Below are 23,680 nucleotides of genomic sequence, written 5' to 3' on the forward strand. Positions count from 1 at the left end.
ACGCTGATGGCCGCGATGATGGCCAGGGCTGAGGAGGGCGTGGATGAAGTCCGTGCAGTGCTCGGCCGGCGCGGCAAACATGCCATGGTGCGGGGCCTGATGGGCGCCGGCGCTTTCGGCGGTCGCGGCGGGTTCGGGGAAGGTTTCCCCGGCGGGCGCGGCGGGTGGGGCATGGGGCCGGGTGGTCCCGGCGGTGGCCGCGATGGCGGCGGTCGTGGTGGCCCCGGCGGTGGACGCCGCAAGCGTCTGTTCGATCAGGCTGAACTGCAGACGCTGCTCCTTGCGCTGATCGCGGAAAGCCCGCGTCATGGCTACGACCTGATCCGCGAGATCGAGGCGCTTTCGGGCGGCGACTATGCGCCCAGCCCCGGCGTGGTCTACCCCGCGCTTACCTATATGGAGGAATCGGGCCTGATCGCGCCAGTCGCCGATGAAACCTCGCGCAAGGCGTTCGCGCTGACCGACGAGGGCCGCGCCAGGGCCGAGACGGACAGCGCCAAGGCTGCCGAACTCAAGGAGCGCCTCACCGCGCTTGCCGCCCAGCGCGACAAGGTGGACCCTGCGCCGGTGCGCCGCGCCATGCATGCGCTCAAGACCGCGATGTTCGACCGCCTCTCGCAGGACGGCGCGGACCGCGAACTGGTCCTCAAGGTGGCCGATGCCATCGACGAGGCAACTCGCAAGATCGAAAGGATCGAAGGATGAACACCATCGCAGCAAACGTGAAGACGGCCAGCGGCGGCAAGTACGTGAAGCAGCTGTGCAACCATTGGAGCCATAAGCTGGAAACGCAGATGGAGGGAGATACCGGTACGGTGACTTTCCCCACCGCCGTTGCCACCATGACCGCGGATGATAGCGGCATCGCCATCGCCATCACCGGCGAAAGCCGCGAGGATGTGGAGAAGCTGACGGGCGTGGTGGCGAACCACATCGACCGTTTCGCCTTTCGCGAGGCGCCGCTGACTTACGAGTGGTCCTGGCGCGAGGGGTGATAGGGGCAAGGGCGGGCCAGCGTGCCCGCCGGTCCCCACCTCCCAACTATACACCGCGTCATCCTGAACTTGTTTCAGGATCCATCGCGCGGTTGACGAGGAAACGTGGGTGCGCTTGCCGCGCCAACGGCTTGCTTTTTCAATCCCCGGTTGGCGGCGGGATGGACCCTGAAACAAGTTCAGGGTGACAATATCTTTGGGCGGATAGCTGCGACACCGCATTCCCGAAAACGACTCCACCCTTGCGAAAATCGCGCTTTTCGCCAATGAGCGCGGCCATGACTGAAAATGCCCTGATAGAAGCCGCACGCGTATCCAAGGCCTGGCCCTTCCAGGAGGCCCAGAAGCTGCTCAAGCGGTATCCGCAGGGCAAAACGGCCGTTGACGGTACGCCGCTGCCAGTGCTGTTCGAGACGGGCTACGGCCCCTCGGGCCTGCCGCATATCGGCACTTTCCAGGAAGTGCTGCGCACTACGCTGGTGCGCCGCGCCTATGAAGCGCTGACCGGCGGCGCGCCGACGCGGCTCGTCGCCTTCTCGGACGACATGGACGGGCTGCGCAAGGTGCCAGACAATCTTCCGAACGGCGATCTGCTGCGCGCCAACCTCGGCAAGCCGCTCAGCCGCATTCCCGATCCGTTCGGCACACATGAGAGCTTTGCGCATCACAACAATGCGATGCTGCGCGATTTCCTTGACCGTTTCGGCTTCGACTATGAATTCGTCTCGGCCAGCGATCGCTACAATTCGGGCGGTTTCGATGCCGCGATGAGCAACGTCCTGGCCCGTTACGAGGGCATCATGGGCGTCATGCTGCCGACCCTGCGCGAAGAGCGCCGCAAGACTTATTCGCCGGTCCTGCCGGTCTCGCCCACCAGCGGCGTGGTGCTTCAGGTTCCGGTCGAGGTACTCGACGCCGCCACCGGCATGATCCGCTTTACCGACGAGGACGGCACCGTCATCGAGCAAACCGCGTTCGGCGGGCAGGCCAAGCTGCAGTGGAAGGTCGACTGGGCGATGCGCTGGTACGCGCTGGGCGTCGACTATGAGATGTGCGGCAAGGATCTGACCGATTCGGTCACCCAGTCGGGCAAGATCGTCCAGATCCTTGGCGGCAAGCGCCCCGAAGGCCTGATCTACGAACTGTTCCTCGACGAGAACGGCGAGAAGATCTCCAAGTCCAAGGGCAACGGCCTGACCATCGACCAGTGGCTGACCTACGGCACCGAGGATTCGCTTGGCTTCTACCTGTTCCGCGAACCCAAGAGCGCCAAGCAGCTTCATGTCGGTGTGATCTCCAAGCCGGTCGACGAATACTGGCAGTTCCGGGGCAACCTGGCGGGCCAGGCGCTCGACAAGCAGCTCGGAAACCCGGTCTGGCACCTGCTGCGCACCAATGGCGACGAGCCGGGCGCGGGCGATACCGTGCCGGTGACCTTCGCGCTGCTGCTCAACCTTGTCGGCGTGCTGGGCGCGGATGCGACGGCGGAGCAGGTGTGGTCGTATCTCGGCAATTACGTGGCCGACGCCAATCCCGAGGCGCACCCCGCGCTGGCGGACATGGTGCGCGCCGCGCTGGCGACCAACCGCGATTTCATCGCGCCGACCCTCAAGCGCCGGGCTCCGTCCGCGAACGAGGCCGAGGCGCTGAAAGCCCTCGACACGCAGCTTGCCGCTGCCGGTGCAGATGTCACCGCCGAAGACCTGCAGAACGCCGTCTACGAGATCGGCAAGAACGAGGCTTACGGCTTCGAGAACCTGCGCGACTGGTTCAAGGCGCTTTATGAAACTCTGCTCGGTTCGCCTCAGGGGCCGCGTATGGGTAGCTTCATCGCCCTTTACGGTGTGCCCGAAACGCGCAAACTGATTGCTGAGGCACTGAGCGCCGCCTGATGGACGGCGTCTCCCGGTCCCCCGAGGAACTCTGCGAGGAACTGCTCGGCCGCAAGCTGGTCGACGTGGACAATGAGGAGCGGCGTGTGCTCGAACGCGTCGCGTCGGGCACCCTGATGGGCCCGGATGCGCAGGAGGAAGCCGCGCTTCACGCCACCTTCGCCGACAAGCTGGCGGACCGGGTGGCTGCCGTCGGCGGTTCGTGGGGCTTCATCATCGCCTTTGGCGCGGTGCTGTTCGGGTGGATGCTGATCAACAGCAGCGTCCTGGAAATGTTCGGGCTGCATGCCTTCGATGCCTACCCCTACATCTTCCTCAACCTGATGCTGTCGACGCTGGCGGCGATCCAGGCGCCGGTCATCATGATGAGCCAGAACCGCGCCTCGGACAAGGATCGCATCGCCGCCCGCCACGACTACGAAGTCAACTTGCGCACGCAGATGGAGATCATCCGGCTGCACAAGCGCATGGATCACCTGTTCGAACTTCTCGCTGACTGCTCCCCGGCAAGGGGCGGCGCGGACACGTGAGCGATCCAGCGGTCGACCACTGTTTCCAGAACCGGCAGGGGCAGCGAGCCTGATCCCAGCACGGCGGCATGGAAGCCGCGAATGTCGAAGCGGTCGCCCAGAATCGCCCGCGCCTTGGCTTGCAGGCGCTGGATGGTGAGGGCGCCGATCTTGTACGACAGCGCCTGTGCCGGCATCGCGATATAGCGATCGACTTCGGTCTCGGCATCGCTGCGGCCCATCCCTGAATTGGCCAGCATGTAGTCGATTGCCTCGGCGCGCGACCAGCCCTGCGCATGGATTCCGGTATCGACCACCAGACGCATGGCGCGCAGCATCTCGTCGTCGAGTGTGCCCCAGTGCTGCAGCGGGTCAGCATAGAGGCCCATGGGATAGCCCAGCGTCTCGGCGTAGAGCGCCCAGCCTTCAACGAAGGCGCTATTGTCGCCGTAGCGCTGGAACGGCGGCAGGTCGGCATTGGCGCGGGCCAAGGTGACCTGCAGGTGATGGCCGGGCAAGGCTTCGTGAAGGTAGAGCGTGGTCATGCCGCTGAGGAAGCGGTGCGGCAGGTCGTATGTGTTGAAGAAGAACACGCCGGGGCGACCGCGCTCGGGTGAGCCTTCGGCGTAGGAACCCCCGGCCTCGAAGCGGCCCCGGTAGGCGGGGTAGGGCTCGATCAGCAGGGGTGTGGCAGGGCCTTGCGAAAAGTATCGCGGCAGGGCGGCATCGACTTCGCGTTCGATGCGCGCGAAGCCCTGGGCCAGTTGCTCGGCTGACTTCGGGTGGAAACGGGAATCGTCGCGCATCCGGTCGAAGAAGGCGCCAAGATCGCCCGTGCCGCCCAGTTCGCGCTGCACGCCTTCCATCTCGCGGCGGATGCGTGCGACTTCGGACAGGCCGAGCCTGTGCACATCGTCCGGGTTCAGCGGCAACGTCGTCTCGCGGTGGATCAGCGTGCGGTAAAGCTGCGCGCCGCCCTTCATCTGTGACAGGCCCACACCCGGTGGCGCTGCGGGCAGGTATTCCTCGGCAAAGAAGGTGCGCAGGCGGCGGTAGGCGGGCAGGACCTCGTCATGGACGGCGGCTGTGATCGAAGTGCGCAGGGCAGCGCGCCGGCTTTCGGGCACCGCGTCCGGGAACTTGTCCAGCGACTGAAGAAACGGCGAATCTTTTCCACTGCGGACGAGGGTCGCGTCGATCTGGGCGATCATGTTCTCGACCGTCAGGCGCGGTTCGATCACCTGGCTGGTCAGCCCTTCGCGAAAACGCAAGATCGCATTGTCGATCATTTGCGGGAAGACACGGTAGAGCGCGAGGGCGCGCGCGTAGTCGTCCTCATCGGCATAGGCGATGACGCCGCCGGGGGCGATGAGCGAGGGAAACTCGACATGCAGGCCGCCAAAGTGGTTGAAAGGGCGCACGTCTGTCAGCGCGCGTACTTCCGGGCGTAGCGCGGTAAGTTCCTCGTCCTTGCGGGCGGCGAAAACATCATAGGAAATCTGAAGGTCGGCTGGCAGGTCGGCACGTTGGATTGTCGTCAGCGTGCTGCGGCTGCGGCGCGCTGACGACAGCTGGTCGCGCGCGAGGGCATCGGTATAGATGCGGGCGAGGTCGGCGACGTCACCGATATCGCCGCGATAGAGCGCGGCGAGCGGGTCGAGCGCCTCTTCCCGAGCGGCATCGTCGGCGAACAGGTCCCGCAGGAGGCTGGCCGAGGTCTGTGCGCTGGAAGGGGCCTCTGCGGCGATCTGAGGGGCAGCCGCGAGAGCAGCCGTTCCCGGTAGCGCCGCAGGGGCGCTGGCAAGGGCCAGTGCCGCGATCTTCGAACCTTTCCGCATTATCATTGCCAGGTGCGCGCCCGGAACCACTTGGTGACGACGTATTTCACGCCCCGCACCACCGGTCTGGCCGCGTGCAGCGTCCAGGGATTGGGAGCACCGCAAGGCTGTGCATTATTCCACAGCAGCAGGGTTCCTGAGCGCGGGGGGATGCTCAGTTCCATGCGGGGAAAGTCGGTCAGGCCGCCTTCGTCGACGGCGTTGAGATAGACCATTGCCGTCCAACTGCGCTGCCCGCCGCAATGCCGCTCGCGCCGCCAGTATCGCGAGTCGGTGTCGAACCAGTCACAGTGCTCGCGAAAGTACTGGCCGCATTGGTAGCGCTGGCCCTGGGCGGATTCTCCGCAGGCAGAAGCGATGCCGGTCAAGATGGAGATGCGTGTCTCCAGATCCTGCACACAAGTGTCCATCGCATCGAGGTCGCCTGAGAAGCTGGTCCGGTAGTCGGGCCAGTCTGTACCGTCAATCAGGCTGGAGGGGCAGGCGACGGCATCGATCGCCGCCATCAGGTGGATACAGGCAAGGACCGGCAGAAAGTCGTCGATGGCGTAGATTTCCGCGCGCTCATCGGGCAGGCGCCGTACGCAGGTTTCACCGGCGAGCCTTTCGCGGACGCTGGCGCCTATCCGGGCGAGGGCCTTGCGGTCGGGATGGGCGGCTATCGTCATCTACCGGGCAGAGTACCTGCGATGCCCTGCAGATCAATTGCGGGTCGTGCCGCAGCTGGTGAAAAGTAACCGGCGGCTGCTTTTCCGAGGAAACCCCCAGGCTCATCGGACCTGGGGGTCTTTCGTTTTCAGCTTTTCCTGACGCCTACCAGAAGAAGTCGTAAATAACGTCGACCACTTCGCCGCTGTAGGTATCCACCAGCACCACGTCGTCGTAGTAGCGGACCCAGCGATAGGGACCGTAAACTGCGGGCAGACGGTACTGCCACGGATCATTCACCCAGTATCGGTTCCCGTAGAACATCGAGCCCAGCGAGAAGCCGATGCCCACGCGCCGGTACGAATAGTTTTGGTAAGGCGCATAATAACGCCCGATCTGGTAGGTGGAGCGATTGCGGCTGCGATAGCTTTGCCAATCATACCGATTGTCGCGGCGCCAGCTATTTCTGTCCCAGTTGCGGTTCTGGTTGTTGCCGTTGCCGCGCCAGCGGTCGTTGTCTCCGCGCCGGTCGTTGTTGTTGCCGTTGCCGCGCCAGCGGTCATTTTCTCCGCGGCGATCGTTGTTGCCCTGCCAGCCCGAGCCACGGTCACGATTGTCATCGCGGCGGTCGTTGTTATTTTGCCATGAGGAACCGCGGTCACGGTCGCGGTTATCGCCGCGGCCGTTGTTGCGGTCACCGCCGCGATCAACGCGCACGTTGCCTTGCGGCGGGTTGGTGCGGCTTACCGGCTCGCCGTTACGGGTGCCGCCAGCCCAACCCGGCAGGTTGCGGCGGATTTCGTTGGGGCTTGCCTGCTGGCCCTGCGGCGGGCGCTGTTGCTGGCGGTCCACCTGCTGCTGGGGTCGACCAGCGTTGCCGCGCCAGTTGCCACGCTGGCCATCGTTCCCGCGTGCCTGCGGTTGGCCCTGGGGCTGAGGCTGGGGATGCGCGGCTTCGCGCTGGGCGCGTTCCCCGCGATCACCGTCGCCGCGCTGCGCGAAGGCGGGCGTGGACATCCCCGCTACCGCCAGCGCCATGGCGCCGGCCGTGAACAGTACACCTGCTTTTATCTTTATAGTTCTTGCCATTGTTCCGGTCTCCAAAACCGAATTCGCCGGACGGCGATTGCGGCTCATCGTGGAACACCTAATAAAACACCCCCGCTGTCGCGGACGTTAACCGCAGTGTTGCTCGTCGTTCATTTTCACAATTATGAAAATGAACAGCCGCCGTCCCGGTTCCGGAACGGCGGCCTGTTTCATGTGGCGGCAAGCGCGGGCTGAGCCGCGCAAGCGGTCAGCGCGTCAGCTTTTTATAGGCCAGAGCGGTCGGACGGTCGGCAGCGTCGCCCAGACGGCGGCGCTTGTCTTCCTCGTAGGCCGCGAAGTTGCCTTCAAACCATTCGACGTGGCTGTTGCCCTCGAAAGCGAGGATGTGGGTGGCGAGACGATCGAGGAAGAAGCGGTCGTGGCTAATGACCACGGCGCAGCCCGCGAAGTTCTCGATGGCTTCTTCCAGCGCGCCCAGCGTTTCCACGTCGAGATCGTTGGTCGGTTCGTCGAGCAGCAGGACGTTGCCGCCCAGCTTGAGCATCTTGGCCATGTGGACGCGGTTGCGTTCACCGCCCGAGAGCTTGCCGACGTTCTTCTGCTGGTCACCGCCCTTGAAGTTGAACGCGCCCACGTAGGCCCGCGTCGACATCTCGTGCTTGTTGACCGTCATATAGTCGGCGCCCTCGGAGATTTCCTCCCAGACGTTCTTCTTCGGGTCGAGGTGGTCGCGGCTCTGGTCGACGAAGCCGAGGTGGACGGTCGAGCCCATCTCGATCGAACCCGAATCCGGGGTTTCCTTGCCGGTGATGAGCTTGAACAGCGTGGATTTACCCGCGCCGTTCGGGCCGATCACACCGACGATGCCGCCCGGCGGCAGGATGAACGAGAGGTTCTCGAACAGGAGCTTGTCGCCGTAAGCCTTGGACACGTCCTTGACCTCGATGACCTTGCCGCCAAGGCGCTCGGGCACCTGGATGACGATCTGGGCCTTGCCGGGCTTGCGGCCGGCCTGGGCATCCTGAAGCTGCTCGAACTTGCGGATACGCGCCTTGGACTTGGTCTGGCGCGCGGCGGGGGTCTGGCGGATCCACTCGAGTTCTTCCTTGAGCGCCTTGGCGCGGCCGGATTCCTCGCGGTCTTCCTGGTCCATGCGCTTGGACTTCTTCTCGAGGTAGGTCGAGTAGTTGCCTTCGTAGGGGAAGTACTTTCCGCGATCGAGTTCGAGAATCCAGCCCACCACGTTGTCGAGGAAGTAGCGATCGTGGGTGATCATCAGCACCGCACCCGCGTATTCCTTGAGGTGGTTTTCCAGCCATTCGACAGATTCGGCGTCGAGGTGGTTGGTCGGTTCGTCGAGCAGCAGGATCGAGGGCTTCTGGATCAGCAGGCGGGTCAGCGCGACGCGGCGCTTTTCACCGCCGGAGAGGCTTTCCACCGGCCAGTCGCCCGGCGGGCAGCGCAGCGCTTCCATCGCGATTTCGAGCTGGTTGTCGAGCGTCCAGCCGTCGACGGCGTCGATCTTGCCTTGCAGGTCGCCCATTTCCTCCATCAGCGCGTCGAAATCGACGTCTTCCGGCGGATCACCCATGATGTTGGAGATCTCATTGAAACGGTCGACGAGGTCGGCGGTTTCGCGCGCGCCGTCCTTGACGTTTTCCAGAACCGACTTGGTCGGGTCCAGCTCCGGCTCCTGTTCCAGATAGCCGACGGTGATGTTCTCACCGGCCCAGGCTTCGCCGGTAAAGTCGGTGTCGATGCCGGCCATGATCTTGATAAGCGTGGATTTACCCGCGCCGTTGGGACCGACGATGCCGATCTTGGCACCCTGGTAGAACTGCAGCGAGATGTCGCTGAGTACCGGCTTGGGAGCGCCGGTGAAGGTCTTGGTCATGCCCTTCATGACGTATGCGTATTGGGCGGCCATGGGCGTCCTTTGGATGGAAGAATACGATATAGGAGTTCTTGGCAACGGCCCTTACAGGCCCGGACATGCGCCCGCAAGATGGGCGGGCATCGAGCGAGGCGCGCTTCAGGCGGGTCGGCGCAGGGCTTCGACCAGTTGGCGCGCCATGCGGGGCACGAAGGCCAGCCCAGCGGTCACCATCGGCACTGCAAGGATCGCCCAGTAGAAATTCACCGGTCGGGCGAAGCCGGCGAGCAGGACCGCGACGGCGCCGAGCCAGGGCAGGGCGATCCGCGCCAGCGGAGTGGGCGCGCCCAGAAAGCCCGTCAGTGCAAGCAACGCGACGAGATAGGACAGCGGCGGCGGCAGAAGGTTGAGGAGGGTCACGTCCACGACATCCCGCAAGGGCGCTGCGGGCCCGCGCATCCCGCCCCACCCTTGTGAAAGAGCATCGCCCGGCAGCGAGAAAGGCGTAACCGCCAGTTTGTGCAGATAGAGCGCAATGGCATAGGCAGCGAGCAGGGCGATCCAACCAGCCGCCTCGCGCTTTCTGCCGCCGCGCAGAGCCCAGAATGCCGCGATGGGCACGAAAGGCAGCGCCAGTTCGCGGATCGCCAGTGCGCAGGCGATGATGAGAAGCGCGGGAACCCACAGGCCGCGCGCCAGCAGCGCCGTCGCCAGCGCGATGAGGACGCCCGCCCACAGTTCATGGGTCACTACCAGATTGGCGCTGGCCACCATGGCGCCGCCGACGAGAACCAGCAGTGGCGCGCCCAGCCTCTCGGCGGCGCTGCCCAGCGGCCGCAACATCGCGTACCAGGCGAGGGCGGTGATCGCCAGCAGGGCGCCCAGCAGCAGGTGCGCGGCTTTCAACCCCAGCGCGGCCTCGATCCAGGCGAGGGTCGGCAAGCGGACGGTGACGAAGGGGCTGGTGGGAAAGCCGTGGGCGCGGTGAAGGCGGGTGGCGGCGTGGTAATAGCCCTCGCCGCGGCTCACGGCCTGGGCGATGTCGACGTAGAGCTTCACGTCGGAATATGTGCCGCTTCCGGTAATCGCAGTGCCGCCTGGCTCAGCGTGGATAGTGAGCGCCAGCGCCGCGAGCAGCACCAGCCCGGCAAGGACGACAAGAGCCTGAAGGCGAGAGAGCGAGGCTAACATGGCGCGGTTGTGTTCGCTGGGATGGCTTACCGCAAGTAGCCCGCGCGCCGCTTTTCCACATCGACACGGGAGGCGCCTAACCGCACCTTGGCAGGACCTTACCGCTCGGTTAGCACCTGCAACATGAGCATTGTCACCAAGCCCCGCCCGCCCATCGCTTTCGGCCTTGCGGCCGCCGCGCTGACCGTTGCCGTCCCCGCCTTTGCCGCGCCCGTTCAGGGGTCCGGTGTCGCCTGGGATATCGTCGAGGGGCTAACCACCGAGATCGGCCCGCGCCCTGCCGGTTCGTCCGCCGAGGACCGGGCGCGGGACTGGGGCGCGCAAAAGCTCAAGTCGCTCGGCTTCCAGAAGGTCGCGGTCGAGGAATTCAAGACCCGCGCCTGGACGCGCGGCCCCGAAAGCGCGGCTCTGACCGCGCCTTATGCCCAGCCGCTGGCGATCACGGCGCTGGGCTTTTCGGTGCCCACGCCAAAGGGTGGGCTGAAGGCGCAGCTGGTCTATTTCCCCACGCTCGCCGCGCTGGAGGCTGCGCCGGATGGCTCGCTAAAAGGCAAGGTCGCTTTCATCGACCACGCCATGCGGGCCGCGCAGGACGGTTCGGGTTACGGCCCTTATGGCAACGTGCGCAGGCAGGGGCCGACCATCGCCTCGCGCAAGGGAGCAGCCGGCGTCGTCATCCGTTCGGCGGGCACCGACAGCCACCGCAATCCGCATACCGGGGTCACGACTTTCGCCAGGGACGTGACGCCGATCCCCTCGGGCGCGGTCTCCAACCCAGATGCCGACCTGATCGCCCGCACCGCCGCGCGGGGCAAGCCGATGGCGATCGACCTGACGCTGATGGGCAAGCCGTTTCCCGATGCGACGTCGGGCAACGTGGTGGCAGAACTGCCGGGCCGCGATCCTTCGCTTCCGATCATCGTCGTCGCCTGCCACCTCGATTCCTGGGATCTGGGCACCGGTGCGGTGGACGATGCCTCGGGCTGCGCGATCGTGACGGCGGCTGCGCTGGCCGCCAGCAAGGACGGGCAGACCTTGCGCACCATCCGGGTGCTATGGTCCGGCAACGAGGAGATGGGCCTTTCCGGCGGCGGCGGCGAACATTACGTCAGGCTGCATGGCAGCGAGCCCCACGCGATGGCGATGGAAAGCGATTTCGGCGCCGACAAGGTGTGGCAGTTGAAGTTCAACACCGCGCCCGCCGACAAGGCGATGGCCGACAAGGTTAAGGCCGCGCTCTGGCCCATGGGCATCGTGCCTCATGAAGGCGCTGCCGACGGCGGCGAGGACGTTTCCGCGATCATCAAGGCGCAAAACCTGGCGGTGATCGACCTGGGGCAGGACGGGATGCATTACTTCGACCTGCACCACACGCCCGACGATACGCTCGACAAGGTCGATCCGCTGGCGCTTCAGCAGAATGTCGATGCCTGGGCTGCGGTGCTCAAGGTGGTGGCTAATGAGGCCGGGCCGATCGGCAAGGCCACCGCGAAGGCGGAATAGGCCAGCGTTTCGTCCGGCCTGAAGGAAGCGGGGCCGCCCGATAAGGCCGGGGCCCCGCTTTACTTCTAGTCCGCCGCAGCAATCCTCTGCGCCACGGAAACCAGCCGCTTGGCCTGTTCCAGATGTAGCAGTTCGGTCATCTTGCCATCGACGCGGATAGCGCCCTTACCCTGGTTCTCGGGCAGGGTGAATGCCTCGATCACCGTCTGCGCCCAGGCGAGGTCCACTTCTCCGGGCGAGAACACCGTGTTGCACGGATCGACCTGCGCCGGGTGGATCAGGCTCTTGCCGTCGAAGCCGAACAGCAGCCCCTGCCGGGCCTCGGCGGAGAAGATATCGAGATCGCGGAACTCGTTGCACACGCCGTCGAGCACCGCGACGCCGTGCGCGCGGGCGGCAGCGACCGCCATCGACAGGAACGGCAGGAACGGCGTTCGCTCCGGCGTCAGTTGCGCGCGCATTTCCTTGGCGAGGTCGTTGGTCCCCATGATCCACAGCGAAAGGCGGCTGGAATGGGCCATTGCCGCGATGGGCTCCAGCGCGAAGACGCTGGCGCAAGTCTCGATCATAGCCCAAAGCTGCATCGAGGCGGGCGCGGCGGACAGCGCCAGTTCGTAACGGGCGATGTCCTGCGGGCTGTCGACCTTGGGCACCAGCACCGCATCGGCCTTCGATCCGACGATGGCGGCAAGGTCCGCCGCGCCCCATTCGGTGTCGATGCCGTTGGCGCGGATGGCGACCTCGCGGTGGCCGAAGCCGCCTTCCGCGACCGCGGCGACGGCGGCTGCGCGCGCCTCTGCCTTGGCCTCAGGCGCGACCGCGTCTTCAAGGTCCAGGATGACCACGTCGCAGGGCAGCGTGCGGGCCTTGGCAATGGCCTTGGCATTGGAGGCAGGCAGATAGAGCGCGCTGCGGCGGGGACGGTCGGCTGGGGTCATGCAGGCAGGTTCCCAAGATCAAGAATGTCACCGCTTCCTTGCGGCGGCCAATAGCGACCGGTCAAGCGCAAGCGGTATGCTTGCTCCAGTATTACCGCGGCCCTCAGGGGTTCCCTCTAATCCCAAAGTCCAATTGCAAACGATTTAACGCAGCTTATGTTCAGGCTGTCGCCAGCGAGCATCGGGTACAATGGTCACGACGCGGAGAGGTTACTCTCGTTTTCTCCGCGCACACTCGCGGCAAAAGCCCTTCGTGGGTCGCACTTGTCGCCCCGTGACCCGTTCCGTCAAAGAACGGGCGCGGGGTGACGTTTGCTCAGGCGTTTACGCTTTCGAGCATTCGCTCGCTTTCCCTCCAGAGCCGCGATGCGGCCTCGTCGTCCAGCGCCTGCGGCGCGGCTTGTGCTTCCGCGAGATCGTAGAAATAGCGTCCACCATGCATGCCCGGCTCGGGCGCGGTTGCCAGCCATACGATTGTGCGGGCGGGCTGTTCGGGCATGATAAGGTTCTGCGTGGCCATGTAGGCCTTAAGCGAGGGCTCGCCGTGGCTGGAGAAATTGGACCTGACCTTGCCGGGGTGCATCCCCTGGGCAACGATACCGCGTCCCTCCACCTTGCGGTTGAGTTCGCGCGTGAACAGGAGGTTCGCGAGCTTGGCCTGACAATAGGCCGATCCCGCGGCGAAGTCCTCGCGCATCATCAGGTCATTCCAGCGCATCGCGGAGCACTGCTTGTGGGCGAGCGAGGAGACGGCGATGACGCGCACCGTACCCGGTGCGGAAGTCTCGCTGGCTTGCTCCAGCAAGGGCATGAGTTCGCGGGTCAGGAGGAATGGTGCAAGGTGGTTGGCCGCGAAAGTCCACTCGAGCCCCTCGGACGACGTGTAAAGACCATCGCGAACTCCGCCTGCGTTGTTGACGAGGACGTGGACCCGGTCCGTCAGCGCGGCGATCTCTGCGGCGATGCGGCGCACGTTGGCCATCTCGGCAAAATCGCCGCGCAGAAAATCGACACGTCCGCCGGGCGGGGAGAGAGCGCGAAGGTCAGTCTCCGCAGAGGCGCTCCGCTCGGCATCGCGGCCGGTGCCGATGACGTGCCAGCCCATGCGGGCAAACGCCTCGGCGCTGGCCTTGCCGATGCCGGAACTGGCGCCGGTGACTACGACGCAGCGTCCTACGGGGGTATTCGGATCGGGAGCGTTCATTTCAGGTATCCTCCGGTGTTTTGTTCATTCACGCATCCGTTTTCCGGATCGCGCCTGATCTCCTGCCGTCTTGGCTCTGCGCTCTTGTGGCACGAAACTTAGCGTGAAGCGCAGGCGCCTGTCGATATCGCGAGGCAAGCCAGAGCCAGTGCGTGAGCAGGGCCGCGCCTGAACGCCCTCCCGGCATCGCCGACACGGATTGTCGATCAGCAGGCGGACGGGGCACTTGCCTGGCTCGGCCAGTACGCTACCCATCGTCCAAATGCCCGGCTGCGCGAGGAAGATAACACGCGGGTCGTTTCAGAAATGTCGTAGAGGATCACCAGTACCATGGCCGTCGAAATCCTGCTCCCGAAGATCGGTTTCTCCATGCAGGAGGGCCAGGTTGCCGAATGGCTCGCCAAGGACGGCGACGCTGTGAGCGAGGGGCAGCCGCTATTCTCGCTCGAAGCCGACAAGTCGACCAACGAAGTCGAGGCGCCGGCATCGGGTACGCTCAAGATCGTCGGACAGGTCGGCGAAACCTACGAAGTCGGCACGGTACTCGGCTACATCGAGTAATCCTGCTCATTCTGCTGGACAGCGCGGCGCTGCCAGACCAGATTGCCCGGATGCTCAAGACTTTCCTTGCTCCGCTCGCCGCTGCGACTTTTCTGTTCGCGCCCGGTGTCGCCAGCGCCAGCCTTCCGGTTGGCGCGAAGGCCCCTGAATTCGCCACCAAGGGCGCGAAGGGCGGCAAGGTCATGGGCTTCGACCTTAAGCAGGCGCTCAAGCGCGGGCCCGTCGTGCTTTACTTCTATCCGAAGGCCTTCACGCAGGGCTGCACGCTGGAGGCTCACGCTTTCGCCGAGGCGTCGGACGATTTCGCCAAGGCCGGTGCGTCGGTGGTGGGCATGTCGGCGGATGACTTGCCCACCCTGCAGAAGTTCTCGACCGAGGCCTGCCGTGACAAGTTTGCTGTTGCCATCGCGACGCCCAAGATCATCAAGGACTACGACGTCGCCCTCAAGCGTGAAGGCGCCCCGGCCGGGATGACCGACCGCACCAGCTACGTCATCGCCAGGGATGGACGGATCACCATGGTCCATTCCGAACTGGACTACCGCGATCACGTCAAGCTGACGCTCGAAGCTGTGCAGAAGCTCAAGAAGTAGCAGGCTTCCTCTGCCCGGGCCCGTTCGCTGCGGGGCAGGGCGGGGCTGGCGGGACGGCGTGATGGCGCCCGCTCACTTGCGTGCTTGAACATCACCCCCATCACCGGGTAATAGCGCCGCCTTCCAGCGCGCCGATATCTTAGCGCGCTTTACATACGCCGCTCTCGCGTTATGCGCACGGCGTAGCAGTTTCGTTGGAGAATTCCCCATGCGTGCCGAAGGGCAGGCCCACATAGCGCGTATCGAGAAGGCCCTCGCGCTGGTCCGCAAGTTCCTCGACTGGGACCGCGCCCTGCGCCGGTTCGACGAGTTGAACGCGCGCGTCGAGGATCCCACTCTCTGGGACAAGCCCAAGGAGGCCGAGGCGGTCATGAAGGAGCGCCGCCGGCTGGAGGCCTCGATCGGGACCGTCAACGAGATCAGCGCCGAGATGGCTGACGCCGCCGAATTCGTCGAACTGGGCGAGATGGAAGGCGACGAGGATACCATCAAGGAAGGCCTCGCCACGCTTTCGGCGCTGGCCGACCGCGCCGATGCCGACAAGATCCAGGCGCTGCTTGGCGGCGAAGCCGACAGCAACGATACCTACCTCGAAGTCCATGCGGGCGCGGGTGGTACGGAAAGCCAGGACTGGGCTGAAATCCTCCAGCGCATGTACACCCGCTGGGCTGAGCGCCGGGGTTACAAGGTCGAACTGGTCGATTACCATTCGGGTGAATCCGCTGGCATCAAGAGCTGCACGCTGCTGATCAAGGGCGAAAACGCCTATGGCTATGCCAAGACCGAAAGCGGTGTCCACCGTCTGGTCCGCATCAGTCCGTATGACAGCGCGGCGCGCCGCCACACCAGCTTCTCGTCGGTGTGGGTATACCCGGTGATCGACGACACCTTCGAAATCGATATAAACCCGTCTGACCTGAAGATCGACACGTACCGCGCTTCGGGTGCGGGCGGTCAGCACGTCAACACCACCGATTCGGCCGTGCGCATCACCCACCAGCCGTCCGGCATCATCGTTGCCAGCCAGATTGACCGTTCACAGCACAAGAACCGCGAAATCGCCATGGGCATGCTCAAGGCGCGCATGTTCGAGGCCGAAATGCGCCGCCGCGAGGAAGCCGCCAGCGCCGAACACGCCAGCAAGAGCGACATCGGCTGGGGCCACCAGATCCGCTCCTACGTGCTGCAGCCATACCAGCAGGTGAAGGACCTGCGCACCGGCTACGTATCGACCGCGCCGGACGACGTGCTCGACGGTGAACTAGATCCGTTCATGGCCGCTGCGCTCTCGCAGCGTGTCACCGGCGAGAAGGTCGACGTCGAGGACGTGGACTGATCCAGCCTTTTATGAACCTGTTGGACGTCCCGCCGCGAGACGGGGCGCCTGGTTCATGCTGCCGCAAGGGTTTTGCCAACGTGACCTCGAGTCGCTAAGGGGCCGCATGTTTCGCGCCCGTCCTTTCGTTCCCACTGTTCTGGCTCTGGCGCTTGCCGCCTGCCAGCAGTCTGCGGTCAATGACGGCAGGGCCGAGAGCGCGCGCGCATTTCCCGCGGCCGATCGGCCTGTTTCCAAGGCCGGGGCCAATAGTTTCGCGTCGGAAGCGCAGCGCGACAGCAAGCATGAGGCGAACACCGTCATGGACCTGGCCGGCATCGCCCCGGGCATGAGCGTCGCCGATCTCGGCGCGGGCGAGGGCTATTACACCGTCCGCATGGCCCAGCGCGTGGGCAGGCACGGGCGGGTCCTGGCCGAAGATATCAGCGCGGCCGCCAACGAGCAGCTGGCAGCGCGCGTCATGCGCGAAGGGATCGACAACGTGTCGATCAAGCTGGGCAAGCCGGACGATCCGAGTTTGCCGCGCGGCAGTTTCGATCGTATATTACTGGTCCACATGTACCACGAGGTGTCCGAACCCTACGCGTTCCTGTGGCGTATGCGCCCAGCGCTGCGTCCAGGCGGGAGGATCATCGTGGTCGACGTCGACAGGCCTACCGACACGCACGGCATCGCGCCGTCGCTGCTGTTCTGTGAATTCGCCTCGGTGGGCTTTCGTTTGACTGAATTTGTTCGTAAGCCGGAACTGCAAGGATATTACGCGCAGTTCGAGGCCGTGGACACACGGCCCAAACCGGCCGACATCAAACCTTGCCGCATAGCGGGCGAGGCGCCGCCGAAAACTGACGGATCGCAGGGCTGAGCCTCGCGCTCGGGAAAGACGAAAGAGAAGATGGGTTTCAAGGGTCTAAAGCCGATTCTGTACGGCGGTCGCGAAGTGTGGCCACTGGTCGAAGGTGGCAAGGGCGTTTCCGCCAGCAATCACATGAGTTCTGGCGCCTGGGCGGCGGCGGGCGGCATCGGGACGGTCAGCGCGGTCAACGCCGACAGCTATGATGCCGAAGGCAAGATCGTGCCTCAGGTGTACAATGCGCTGACCCGCAAGGCGCGGCATGAAGAACTGATCGCCTACGCCATCGACGGGGCTGTCGAGCAGGTGCGCCGTGCCTACGAGATTTCGGGCGGCAATGGTGCGATCAACATCAACGTGCTGTGGGAAATGGGCGGCGCGCAGCCGATCCTCGAAGGCGTGCTGGCACAGACCCGTGGCATGGTCACCGGCGTCACCTGCGGCGCGGGTATGCCGTACAAGCTGTCCGAGATCGCAGCGCGCTACGATGTCAATTATCTTCCGATCGTCAGCTCGGCGCGTGCTTTTCGTGCGCTGTGGAAGCGGGCCTACCACAAGGTCCCCCATCTGCTGGGCGCGGTGGTTTACGAGGACCCCTGGCTTGCCGGCGGGCATAACGGCCTGTCGAATGCCGAAGACCCGCTCAAGCCGGAAGATCCGTATCCGCGCGTCAAGGCGCTGCGCGACACCATGCGCAACGAGGGCGTTGCCGACAGCGTGCCGATCGTCATGGCTGGCGGTGTGTGGTTCCTGCGCGACTGGGAAAACTGGATAGACAACCCGGAACTGGGCTCGATCGCGTTCCAATACGGCACCCGCCCGCTGCTGACGCACGAAAGCCCGATTCCGATGCAGTGGAAGGATGCCCTGCGCGAACTGGAGCCGGGCGATGTATTGCTGCACCGCTTCTCGCCGACTGGCTTTTATTCCTCGGCCGTGCGCAACCCGTTCCTTCGCAACCTCGAAGCGCGTTCGGAGCGCCAGATTCCTTACTCCAAGGTCGAAGCGGGGGTGCATACCGTGCGTCTCGATGTCGGGGTGAAAGGCAAGAACTTCTGGGTCGCGCCTAAGGATCTCGAACGTGCCCGCGCATGGTCGGCGCAGGGCCACACCGATGGCCTGCGCACCCCGGACGACACCATCGTCTTCGTCAGCCCGGAAGAGCGCGACGTGATCCGCAAGGACCAGGCCGACTGCATGGGCTGCCTGTCGCATTGCGGGTTCTCGTCGTGGAAGGACCATGATGATTACACCACCGGTCGCCTCGCCGATCCGCGCAGCTTCTGCATCCAGAAGACCCTGCAGGACATCGCCCACGATGGCCCGATCGACGAGAATTTGATGTTTGCAGGCCACGCAGCCTACAAGTTCAAGCAGGACCCCTTCTATTCCAACGGCTTCACGCCCACGGTGAAGGAATTGGTCGACCGCATCCTGACCGGCGACTGATCGCCACTGTCAGAACAAGGGTTCAGACGGCCGGCGCGGATTTTTCCGTGTCGGCCGTTTCCGTTTGTGTAGGCACACTTTGCGGCGCCAGGCCGAAGCGGTTTGTACCCTTTTTCCCGGGCCATGCCGCCATGGCGGCGAATACGGCAACGGAGGGGATCGTCGCCAGCCAGTCGATGTAGCTGAGTATGCCTTCGATGGCGCTGCGCACGGGCCAGCCCGCCGTCAGGCCGATGAGGTCGAGTATCAGGGTGCGACCGATCAGGACCAGCAGCGGCAGGCTCCACCAACCGCTATGCCCGAAATCGTGAAGTCGCCGCACGCCAAGCGCGAACAGCGGAGCTGAAATCACGAACGCCGCTGCAAGCATTATCGCGTCGGCAACCGGCGGGGGCGCAAACCAGCTTGCGGTCCAGTGGGCCACCACAAGCGGCAGCTGCGAGACCACCAGATAAATCAGAAACTCGCCGCGACAGGAACGAGTACGGAAATCCAGCGTCCGCAATGCGGTGCGGCCAACTTGCCGAAAATAGGCGTTCATCGCCCCATTTCTTGTGTGAAGTGACTGAGTGTCAATCGAAATCCCAGGCCCGCTCGCCGTGAGTGGTGGTATCGAGTCCCTCCCGTTCGGCATCTTCGGAGACGCGCATCGGGAAGGCCAGCGAGGACATCAACGCCAGGATCACGGTTCCCACCACCGACCACACGGTGACCACCGCAATTCCGATTGCCTGGGCCACCACTTGGGCGATCGGGTTCATATCCTCGCCGTAGCCGACCCCGCCGAGGCGCTGCGACAGGAAGACCGCGAGAAGCAGCGATCCGAGCATTCCGCTGACGCCGTGGACAGCAAAGATGCCCAGCGAATCGTCGACTTTCAGTGTCCGCCGGACGAACCGCATCGCGAAATAGGCGGCGCCGGCACCGCCGATACCGAACAGGATCGCAGCGCCCGGAGAAATGTAACCGGCCGCCGGGCTGACCGCGGCAATTCCTGCGACGGCGCCAATGGCAAAGCCGGTGCCGCTGGGCTTGCCCAGAGCCATGCGCTCGATCAGCAGCCAGGTAAGGGCTGCGGCAGCGGCGGCGATATGGGCGGTTATCATCGCGGCGGCGGCGTCGTCGGTGGCGGTCAGGGCGGAGCCGCCGCTCAGCGCCAGCGAGGCGGTCCACAGCAATGCCGCGCCGCCGATCGTCAGCGCAGGGCTATGTGCCGCCGCGCCTCTTGCCGGGGGGGCCGTCAAGGCGCCCTTGCGCTTTCCCAGCATGACCGCGACGACCAGCGCCGAGACGCCTGCGCTGGTGTGGACGACGATGCCGCCCGCCCAGTCCAGCGTGCCGACGCCCTGCGCCAGCCATCCGCCGCCCCATATCCAGTGCGCGATCGGTGCGTAGACAACAAGGCTCCACAGGCCGGCAAAAATGACGGCCCAGCCAAAGCGCGCCCGTTCGGCCCAGGCGCCTGCCACAAGAGCGGGCGCAAGGGCGGCAAAAGCCATTTGAAATAGCGCGAAGGCGCTTTCGGGCACATTGGTTCCGATGCGGACATTACCTAAGTTGATCAGCATCCAGGCATTGCCCGTACCGAGCCATCCGTTAACTACGTCCCCGAAGCCAAGGGTGTAGCCGACGATGATCCACAGGATCGACACCAGCGCGAAGATCGCCCCGGTCTGGGTCAGAACCGATACCACATTCTTGCGACGCACGCGGCCGCTGTGAAACAGCGCAAGGCCCGGCAATGCCAGCAAGGCCAGCACGGAGACGGCCAGCAGCCATGCGGTGTCTCCGGCTTCAGCCACGTCGATTCTGCCGTCCTGCGCCTGCGCGGAAGCGGGCAGCAGGGCGGTAATCATGGCGGCGAATGGCAGCAGGCGCTGCTGGATCATCGGTATCGTATCCCCTTTAAGGTCTGCGGCGAATACCTGCGAACGCTTTACGCCCGGTTAGATCAGGAAATTAACCCAAGACAAGCATTTGCCGCGCCGCACGGACCGGAATTCGAGCATCGACGTAGTCTTCAGGGTAATTCGGGCAGGACCATGTCATGGGGGCGGTGGCCGTCCACCCAGAAGCGGATGTTGGCGATGAGCCGCTCGCCCGCTGCGCCGCGCCCTTCGTAAGTGGCGCTGCCGAGGTGTGGCAGCGCGACGAGGCCGGGCAGGTCGAACAGGCGCGGGTCCACTTGCGGCTCGCGGGCGAAAACATCCAGCCCGGCGCCGGCGATCCTTTCCTCCGATAGGGCGGCGATCAGAGCCTCTTCGTCGATGAGCTGGCCGCGTCCTGTGTTCACCAGGCAGGCGCCGGGCTTCATCAAGGCGATCCGCCGCGCATCCATCAGATGCATGGTTTCCGGTCCGGCCGGGCAGTGGAGCGTGAGAATATCGGCCTCGGCGACGAGCGTGTCGAGGTCTGGTACGTGGGTGGCAGCGAACATGTTTTCGATCGCAGCAGGCAGGCGGTGGCGGTTGTGGTAGCGGATATTCATGCCGAATGCGCGAGCGCGGTGGGCCACCGCCTGCCCGATCCGGCCCATGCCCACGATCCCTAGCGTCTTGCCACCCAGTGCGTGCCCCAGCATGACCGAGGGGCCCCAGCCGGCCCACTTGCCTTCGCGCAAGGTCTGCGCGTTCTCGCTGAAGCGGCGCGAGACAAGGATGATGAGCGCCAGCGTCAGGTCGGCGGTATCGTCGGTGAAGACACCGGGGGTATTGGTCACCATGATCCGGTGGGCGTGCGCGGCGGCTACGTCGATATGCTCGGTGCCGGCGCCGAAACTGGCGATCATGCCGAGTCGGGCGCCGGGTTCACAAGCGGCGGCGATCATCGCTGCGTCGATGATGTCCGTAACTGTGGGCACCAGCACGTCGCAATCGCGCATCGCTGCTTCCAGCTCTGTACCGGTCATAGGGGTGTCTTCATGGTTCAGCACCACGTCGAAAAGCTCGGCCATCCGCGCTTCGACGGACGGCAGCAGCCGCCGCGTGACGATCACCCGGGGGCGCGGCGGGATCGGACGGAAGGTTTCGCTGTGCTGGGTCATGGACAAGGGAGCTATGCCTTCCACAGGGTCAGGGTCAAGAAGCCTTGAAGCGGTGTCTCGCCGCGCGGTATGGGCAGGTGTTATGAACGCCCGCAAACTCCTCTTGCCGCTGCTCGTTCTGGGCATTGCCGCAGCCACTCCCGCCCGCGCCGCGGACGACGACAAGGTGCCGTACTGGGCGTCCGTCGATACCGACATAGCCAACCTGCGGGTAGGGCCTGGCGATTCGTACAGGATCGACTGGGTCTACCGCCGCCCGCATCTGCCGGTGAAGGTCCTGCGCCGCGAGGGGCCATGGCGCCTGATCGAGGACCCGGACGGCGCCAAGGGCTGGATGCGCGACCTTCTGCTCTCTCGGCAACGGGCCGGGCTGGTTAAGGACGGCGGCCTGATCGAGATGCACGCGGCCGGCAGCAGTGCCTCGCCGATGCTCTGGCGCATCGAGCCGGGTGTGGTCGGCATGCTGGGGGCGTGCAAGGACGGCTGGTGCGGCTTCGATACAGCCGGCCACAAGGGCTTCGTGCGTGAGGACGCAGTGTGGGGGACGGGGGCGCCCTGAGCCTCCGAACGCTCTCCGTAGCGATGCGTGCCCCTCAAACGAAAACCCCCGCCGGTTAGGGCGAGGGTTTTCTTTTTTCTGCAGTGTAGAGCGATCAGACCAGTTCGATCGCCACTGCAGTAGCCTCGCCGCCGCCGATGCAAAGCGACGCGACGCCTTTCTTCAGGCCCTTTTCCTTCAGCGCGTTGACGAGCGTCACGATGATGCGCGTGCCCGAGGCGCCGATCGGGTGGCCGAGCGCCGTAGCGCCGCCGTTGATGTTCACTTTGTCGTGCGGGATGCCAAGGTCATGCATCGCGAACATGGCTACGCAGGCGAAAGCCTCATTCACTTCGAACAGGTCGACGTCGGAAAGCTGCCAGCCCACCTTGTCCATCAGCTTGGTGATCGCGCCGACAGGCGCGGTGGTGAACTTGGCAGGTTCATGCGCATGGGCCGAAACGCCGACCACGGTGGCGAGCGGGGTCAGGCCCTTGGCCTGCGCCACGCTGGCGCGGGTGAGGACGACCGCCGCAGCGCCGTCCGAGATCGAGCTGGAACTGGCGGCGGTAATCGTGCCGTCCTTGGCGAACGCGGCGCGCAGGGTCTTGATCTTGTCGGGGTTGCCCTTGGGCGGCTGCTCATCGGTGTCGACGATCACTTCGCCCTTCCGAGTCTTGACCGTTACGGGTACGACTTCGTTTTTGAAGGCGCCGCTGGCAATGGCTGCCTGTGCGCGGCGCAGGGACTCGATCGAATAGTCGTCCTGGCCTTCGCGGGTCAGTTGATACTCATCGGCGGTGACCTGCGCGAAGGAGCCCATCGATCCACCCTCATAGGCGTCTTCCAGCCCGTCAAGGAACATGTGGTCGTACAGGGTGTCATGCCCGGCGCGAGCGCCCGAACGGTGCTTCTTGGACAGGTACGGCGCATTGGTCATCGATTCCATGCCGCCGGCGATCACGACGTCGAGCGAACCGGAAGCCAGCGCCTCCGCGCCCATGATGACCGTCTGCATGCCCGATCCGCAGACCTTGTTGATCGTGGTTGCCTCTACCGATTTAGGCAGTCCAGCCTTGAGCGCGGCTTGGCGGGCAGGGGCCTGGCCCAGACCGGCAGGGAGCACGCAGCCCATGTAGATGCGCTCGATGTCTTCACCGGCGACTCCGGACCGTTCGACTGCGGCTTTGACCGCAGTGGCGCCCAGGTCAGTGGCGGAAACTTCGGCGAAGACACCCTGCAGACCGCCCATTGGCGTGCGTGCATAGCTCAAGATGACGATGGGGTCGGATGCGGAGATCTGGGCCATTAATATGCCTTTCGCATTGGAAATCGGTAAAGCGATTGACGCCCGGATAATGTTGCGATGCGTCAATTGCAATGATGCGACGCCTTGGTGACAACGTCGCGGCAGCGTTCATCGCCCCGCCGCGATTTGCCGCAGGCATCAGCGCATCTGCCCAGCCAAGATGGGATCGCCTCTCGAATTGCCAAGAGATGTCGCGAACGTTTCGCATTAATTACGCAGATGGTTTCGCATTAATTACGCAGATGATTGCGCAAATTGACGATGACGATTGCACAAACCGGCACCATGGCCGCTTTCTCCGGGAAATCCCGTGGGTGAGGACCTTCCCGTGTTGCAATGCAATGCAAATGGGCGGATTTA

At 64.6% G+C, this 23,680-nt stretch carries 22 protein-coding genes; 11 read left to right on the forward strand and 11 right to left on the reverse strand.

Annotation, left to right across the window (positions count from 1 at the left end; translation table 11 throughout):
- The first annotated feature begins 15 nt into the window (after positions 1–15).
- The 4 genes from V474_RS02875 (at position 16) to V474_RS02890 (ending at position 3,417) form a co-directional block, all read left to right on the forward strand.
- A complete protein-coding gene (locus V474_RS02875; protein ID WP_148649298.1) occupies positions 16–705 on the forward strand; it encodes a PadR family transcriptional regulator in 690 nt (229 codons plus the stop codon).
- Entirely contained in the window at positions 702–995 is a 294-nt protein-coding gene (locus V474_RS02880) for a DUF2218 domain-containing protein (RefSeq protein WP_059150027.1), read from the forward strand. Before V474_RS02875 ends, V474_RS02880 begins: the two co-directional genes overlap by 4 nt.
- 278 nt (positions 996–1,273) lie before the next feature.
- On the forward strand, positions 1,274–2,887 hold the full coding sequence (locus V474_RS02885) for a lysine--tRNA ligase (RefSeq protein ID WP_059150747.1): 1,614 nt from the start codon (positions 1,274–1,276) through the stop codon (positions 2,885–2,887).
- Positions 2,887–3,417: a DUF1003 domain-containing protein gene (locus V474_RS02890; protein WP_059150028.1), complete on the forward strand. Its 531-nt coding sequence runs from the start codon at positions 2,887–2,889 to the stop codon at positions 3,415–3,417. The genes V474_RS02885 and V474_RS02890 overlap by 1 nt, the downstream gene beginning before the upstream one ends.
- On the opposite strand, the gene V474_RS02895 is transcribed toward V474_RS02890, so the two are convergent.
- From V474_RS02895 to V474_RS02915, 5 genes are all read right to left on the reverse strand, one after another.
- Positions 3,360–5,234, reverse strand: a complete 1,875-nt coding sequence (locus tag V474_RS02895) for a DUF885 domain-containing protein (RefSeq protein ID WP_236710550.1) — start codon at positions 5,232–5,234, stop codon at positions 3,360–3,362. The genes V474_RS02890 and V474_RS02895 overlap by 58 nt on opposite strands.
- A 2-nt stretch (positions 5,235–5,236) precedes the next feature.
- The gene (locus V474_RS02900; RefSeq protein ID WP_059150029.1) at positions 5,237–5,902 is read right to left on the reverse strand and encodes a prolyl hydroxylase family protein; all 666 of its coding nucleotides are present in this window, start codon (positions 5,900–5,902) and stop codon (positions 5,237–5,239) included.
- A gap of 145 nt (positions 5,903–6,047) precedes the next feature.
- Complete coding sequence (locus tag V474_RS24765) at positions 6,048–6,971, reverse strand: RcnB family protein (RefSeq protein ID WP_236710564.1); 924 nt, start codon at positions 6,969–6,971, stop codon at positions 6,048–6,050.
- A gap of 208 nt (positions 6,972–7,179) precedes the next feature.
- Complete coding sequence (gene ettA, locus V474_RS02910) at positions 7,180–8,859, reverse strand: energy-dependent translational throttle protein EttA (RefSeq protein ID WP_043975238.1); 1,680 nt, start codon at positions 8,857–8,859, stop codon at positions 7,180–7,182.
- Between the two features lie 105 nt (positions 8,860–8,964).
- Complete coding sequence (locus V474_RS02915; RefSeq protein ID WP_059150030.1) at positions 8,965–9,996, reverse strand: hypothetical protein; 1,032 nt, start codon at positions 9,994–9,996, stop codon at positions 8,965–8,967.
- A gap of 123 nt (positions 9,997–10,119) precedes the next feature.
- Between V474_RS02915 and V474_RS02920 the strand changes: the two genes are divergently transcribed.
- Positions 10,120–11,499, forward strand: coding sequence for a M28 family peptidase (locus V474_RS02920; protein ID WP_059150031.1), 1,380 nt, complete (start codon positions 10,120–10,122; stop codon positions 11,497–11,499).
- A gap of 65 nt (positions 11,500–11,564) precedes the next feature.
- Here V474_RS02920 and V474_RS02925 read toward each other — a convergent pair whose 3' ends face one another.
- Positions 11,565–12,437: an HpcH/HpaI aldolase/citrate lyase family protein gene (locus tag V474_RS02925; protein WP_059150032.1), complete on the reverse strand. Its 873-nt coding sequence runs from the start codon at positions 12,435–12,437 to the stop codon at positions 11,565–11,567.
- Positions 12,438–12,753: 316 nt separating this feature from the next.
- On the reverse strand, positions 12,754–13,641 hold the full coding sequence (locus tag V474_RS02930) for an SDR family NAD(P)-dependent oxidoreductase (RefSeq protein ID WP_059150033.1): 888 nt from the start codon (positions 13,639–13,641) through the stop codon (positions 12,754–12,756).
- Positions 13,642–13,971: 330 nt separating this feature from the next.
- Between V474_RS02930 and V474_RS02935 the strand changes: the two genes are divergently transcribed.
- The 5 genes from V474_RS02935 (at position 13,972) to V474_RS02955 (ending at position 18,430) form a co-directional block, all read left to right on the forward strand.
- Positions 13,972–14,202 (forward strand): biotin/lipoyl-containing protein, encoded by a 231-nt coding sequence (locus V474_RS02935; RefSeq protein ID WP_059150034.1) that lies wholly within the window; start codon positions 13,972–13,974, stop codon positions 14,200–14,202.
- Between the two features lie 50 nt (positions 14,203–14,252).
- Positions 14,253–14,795 (forward strand): peroxiredoxin, encoded by a 543-nt coding sequence (locus tag V474_RS02940; RefSeq protein WP_059150035.1) that lies wholly within the window; start codon positions 14,253–14,255, stop codon positions 14,793–14,795.
- A 208-nt stretch (positions 14,796–15,003) separates the two neighbouring features.
- Positions 15,004–16,131, forward strand: coding sequence for a peptide chain release factor 2 (gene prfB, locus V474_RS02945; RefSeq protein ID WP_059150036.1), 1,128 nt, complete (start codon positions 15,004–15,006; stop codon positions 16,129–16,131).
- 106 nt (positions 16,132–16,237) lie between these two features.
- Positions 16,238–16,993, forward strand: a complete 756-nt coding sequence (locus V474_RS02950; protein WP_059150037.1) for a class I SAM-dependent methyltransferase — start codon at positions 16,238–16,240, stop codon at positions 16,991–16,993.
- 30 nt (positions 16,994–17,023) lie between these two features.
- The gene (locus V474_RS02955; RefSeq protein WP_059150038.1) at positions 17,024–18,430 is read left to right on the forward strand and encodes an NAD(P)H-dependent flavin oxidoreductase; all 1,407 of its coding nucleotides are present in this window, start codon (positions 17,024–17,026) and stop codon (positions 18,428–18,430) included.
- 22 nt (positions 18,431–18,452) lie between these two features.
- Here the strand turns inward: V474_RS02955 and V474_RS02960 are convergent, their stop codons facing one another.
- The 3 genes from V474_RS02960 to V474_RS02970 all read right to left on the reverse strand — a co-directional run bounded on the left by V474_RS02960 (position 18,453) and on the right by V474_RS02970 (position 21,473).
- The gene (locus V474_RS02960) at positions 18,453–18,971 is read right to left on the reverse strand and encodes a DUF805 domain-containing protein (RefSeq protein ID WP_059150039.1); all 519 of its coding nucleotides are present in this window, start codon (positions 18,969–18,971) and stop codon (positions 18,453–18,455) included.
- A gap of 31 nt (positions 18,972–19,002) precedes the next feature.
- Complete coding sequence (locus tag V474_RS02965) at positions 19,003–20,319, reverse strand: ammonium transporter (RefSeq protein ID WP_059150040.1); 1,317 nt, start codon at positions 20,317–20,319, stop codon at positions 19,003–19,005.
- A 131-nt stretch (positions 20,320–20,450) separates the two neighbouring features.
- The gene (locus V474_RS02970) at positions 20,451–21,473 is read right to left on the reverse strand and encodes a 2-hydroxyacid dehydrogenase (RefSeq protein WP_059150041.1); all 1,023 of its coding nucleotides are present in this window, start codon (positions 21,471–21,473) and stop codon (positions 20,451–20,453) included.
- 82 nt (positions 21,474–21,555) lie between these two features.
- Between V474_RS02970 and V474_RS02975 the strand changes: the two genes are divergently transcribed.
- On the forward strand, positions 21,556–22,032 hold the full coding sequence (locus V474_RS02975) for an SH3 domain-containing protein (protein WP_059150042.1): 477 nt from the start codon (positions 21,556–21,558) through the stop codon (positions 22,030–22,032).
- A 94-nt stretch (positions 22,033–22,126) separates the two neighbouring features.
- Here V474_RS02975 and V474_RS02980 read toward each other — a convergent pair whose 3' ends face one another.
- A complete protein-coding gene (locus V474_RS02980; RefSeq protein WP_059150043.1) occupies positions 22,127–23,320 on the reverse strand; it encodes an acetyl-CoA C-acyltransferase in 1,194 nt (397 codons plus the stop codon).
- Between the last annotated feature and the right edge of the window lie 360 nt (positions 23,321–23,680).

Origin of the sequence: Novosphingobium barchaimii LL02, assembly GCF_001046635.1 — a bacterium.
Classification (GTDB): domain Bacteria; phylum Pseudomonadota; class Alphaproteobacteria; order Sphingomonadales; family Sphingomonadaceae; genus Novosphingobium; species Novosphingobium barchaimii.

What these genes read in the sequence shown, in the direction of transcription:
- V474_RS02890 (WP_059150028.1), top strand. Translation starts at nt 2,887, where the DNA reads ATGGACGGCGTCTCCCGGTCCCCCGAGGAACTCTGCGAGGAACTGCTC.
- V474_RS02895 (WP_236710550.1), bottom strand. Translation starts at nt 5,234, where the DNA reads ATGCGGAAAGGTTCGAAGATCGCGGCACTGGCCCTTGCCAGCGCCCCT.
- V474_RS02965 (WP_059150040.1), bottom strand. Translation starts at nt 20,319, where the DNA reads ATGATCCAGCAGCGCCTGCTGCCATTCGCCGCCATGATTACCGCCCTG.
- V474_RS02885 (WP_059150747.1), top strand. Translation starts at nt 1,274, where the DNA reads ATGACTGAAAATGCCCTGATAGAAGCCGCACGCGTATCCAAGGCCTGG.
- V474_RS02940 (WP_059150035.1), top strand. Translation starts at nt 14,253, where the DNA reads ATGCTCAAGACTTTCCTTGCTCCGCTCGCCGCTGCGACTTTTCTGTTC.
- V474_RS02930 (WP_059150033.1), bottom strand. Translation starts at nt 13,641, where the DNA reads ATGAACGCTCCCGATCCGAATACCCCCGTAGGACGCTGCGTCGTAGTC.
- V474_RS02950 (WP_059150037.1), top strand. Translation starts at nt 16,238, where the DNA reads ATGTTTCGCGCCCGTCCTTTCGTTCCCACTGTTCTGGCTCTGGCGCTT.
- ettA (WP_043975238.1), bottom strand. Translation starts at nt 8,859, where the DNA reads ATGGCCGCCCAATACGCATACGTCATGAAGGGCATGACCAAGACCTTC.
- V474_RS02955 (WP_059150038.1), top strand. Translation starts at nt 17,024, where the DNA reads ATGGGTTTCAAGGGTCTAAAGCCGATTCTGTACGGCGGTCGCGAAGTG.
- V474_RS02875 (WP_148649298.1), top strand. Translation starts at nt 16, where the DNA reads ATGATGGCCAGGGCTGAGGAGGGCGTGGATGAAGTCCGTGCAGTGCTC.
- V474_RS24765 (WP_236710564.1), bottom strand. Translation starts at nt 6,971, where the DNA reads ATGGCAAGAACTATAAAGATAAAAGCAGGTGTACTGTTCACGGCCGGC.
- V474_RS02920 (WP_059150031.1), top strand. Translation starts at nt 10,120, where the DNA reads ATGAGCATTGTCACCAAGCCCCGCCCGCCCATCGCTTTCGGCCTTGCG.
- V474_RS02970 (WP_059150041.1), bottom strand. Translation starts at nt 21,473, where the DNA reads ATGACCCAGCACAGCGAAACCTTCCGTCCGATCCCGCCGCGCCCCCGG.
- V474_RS02975 (WP_059150042.1), top strand. Translation starts at nt 21,556, where the DNA reads ATGAACGCCCGCAAACTCCTCTTGCCGCTGCTCGTTCTGGGCATTGCC.
- V474_RS02980 (WP_059150043.1), bottom strand. Translation starts at nt 23,320, where the DNA reads ATGGCCCAGATCTCCGCATCCGACCCCATCGTCATCTTGAGCTATGCA.
- V474_RS02925 (WP_059150032.1), bottom strand. Translation starts at nt 12,437, where the DNA reads ATGACCCCAGCCGACCGTCCCCGCCGCAGCGCGCTCTATCTGCCTGCC.
- V474_RS02880 (WP_059150027.1), top strand. Translation starts at nt 702, where the DNA reads ATGAACACCATCGCAGCAAACGTGAAGACGGCCAGCGGCGGCAAGTAC.
- V474_RS02960 (WP_059150039.1), bottom strand. Translation starts at nt 18,971, where the DNA reads ATGAACGCCTATTTTCGGCAAGTTGGCCGCACCGCATTGCGGACGCTG.
- V474_RS02900 (WP_059150029.1), bottom strand. Translation starts at nt 5,902, where the DNA reads ATGACGATAGCCGCCCATCCCGACCGCAAGGCCCTCGCCCGGATAGGC.
- V474_RS02915 (WP_059150030.1), bottom strand. Translation starts at nt 9,996, where the DNA reads ATGTTAGCCTCGCTCTCTCGCCTTCAGGCTCTTGTCGTCCTTGCCGGG.
- prfB (WP_059150036.1), top strand. Translation starts at nt 15,004, where the DNA reads ATGCGTGCCGAAGGGCAGGCCCACATAGCGCGTATCGAGAAGGCCCTC.
- V474_RS02935 (WP_059150034.1), top strand. Translation starts at nt 13,972, where the DNA reads ATGGCCGTCGAAATCCTGCTCCCGAAGATCGGTTTCTCCATGCAGGAG.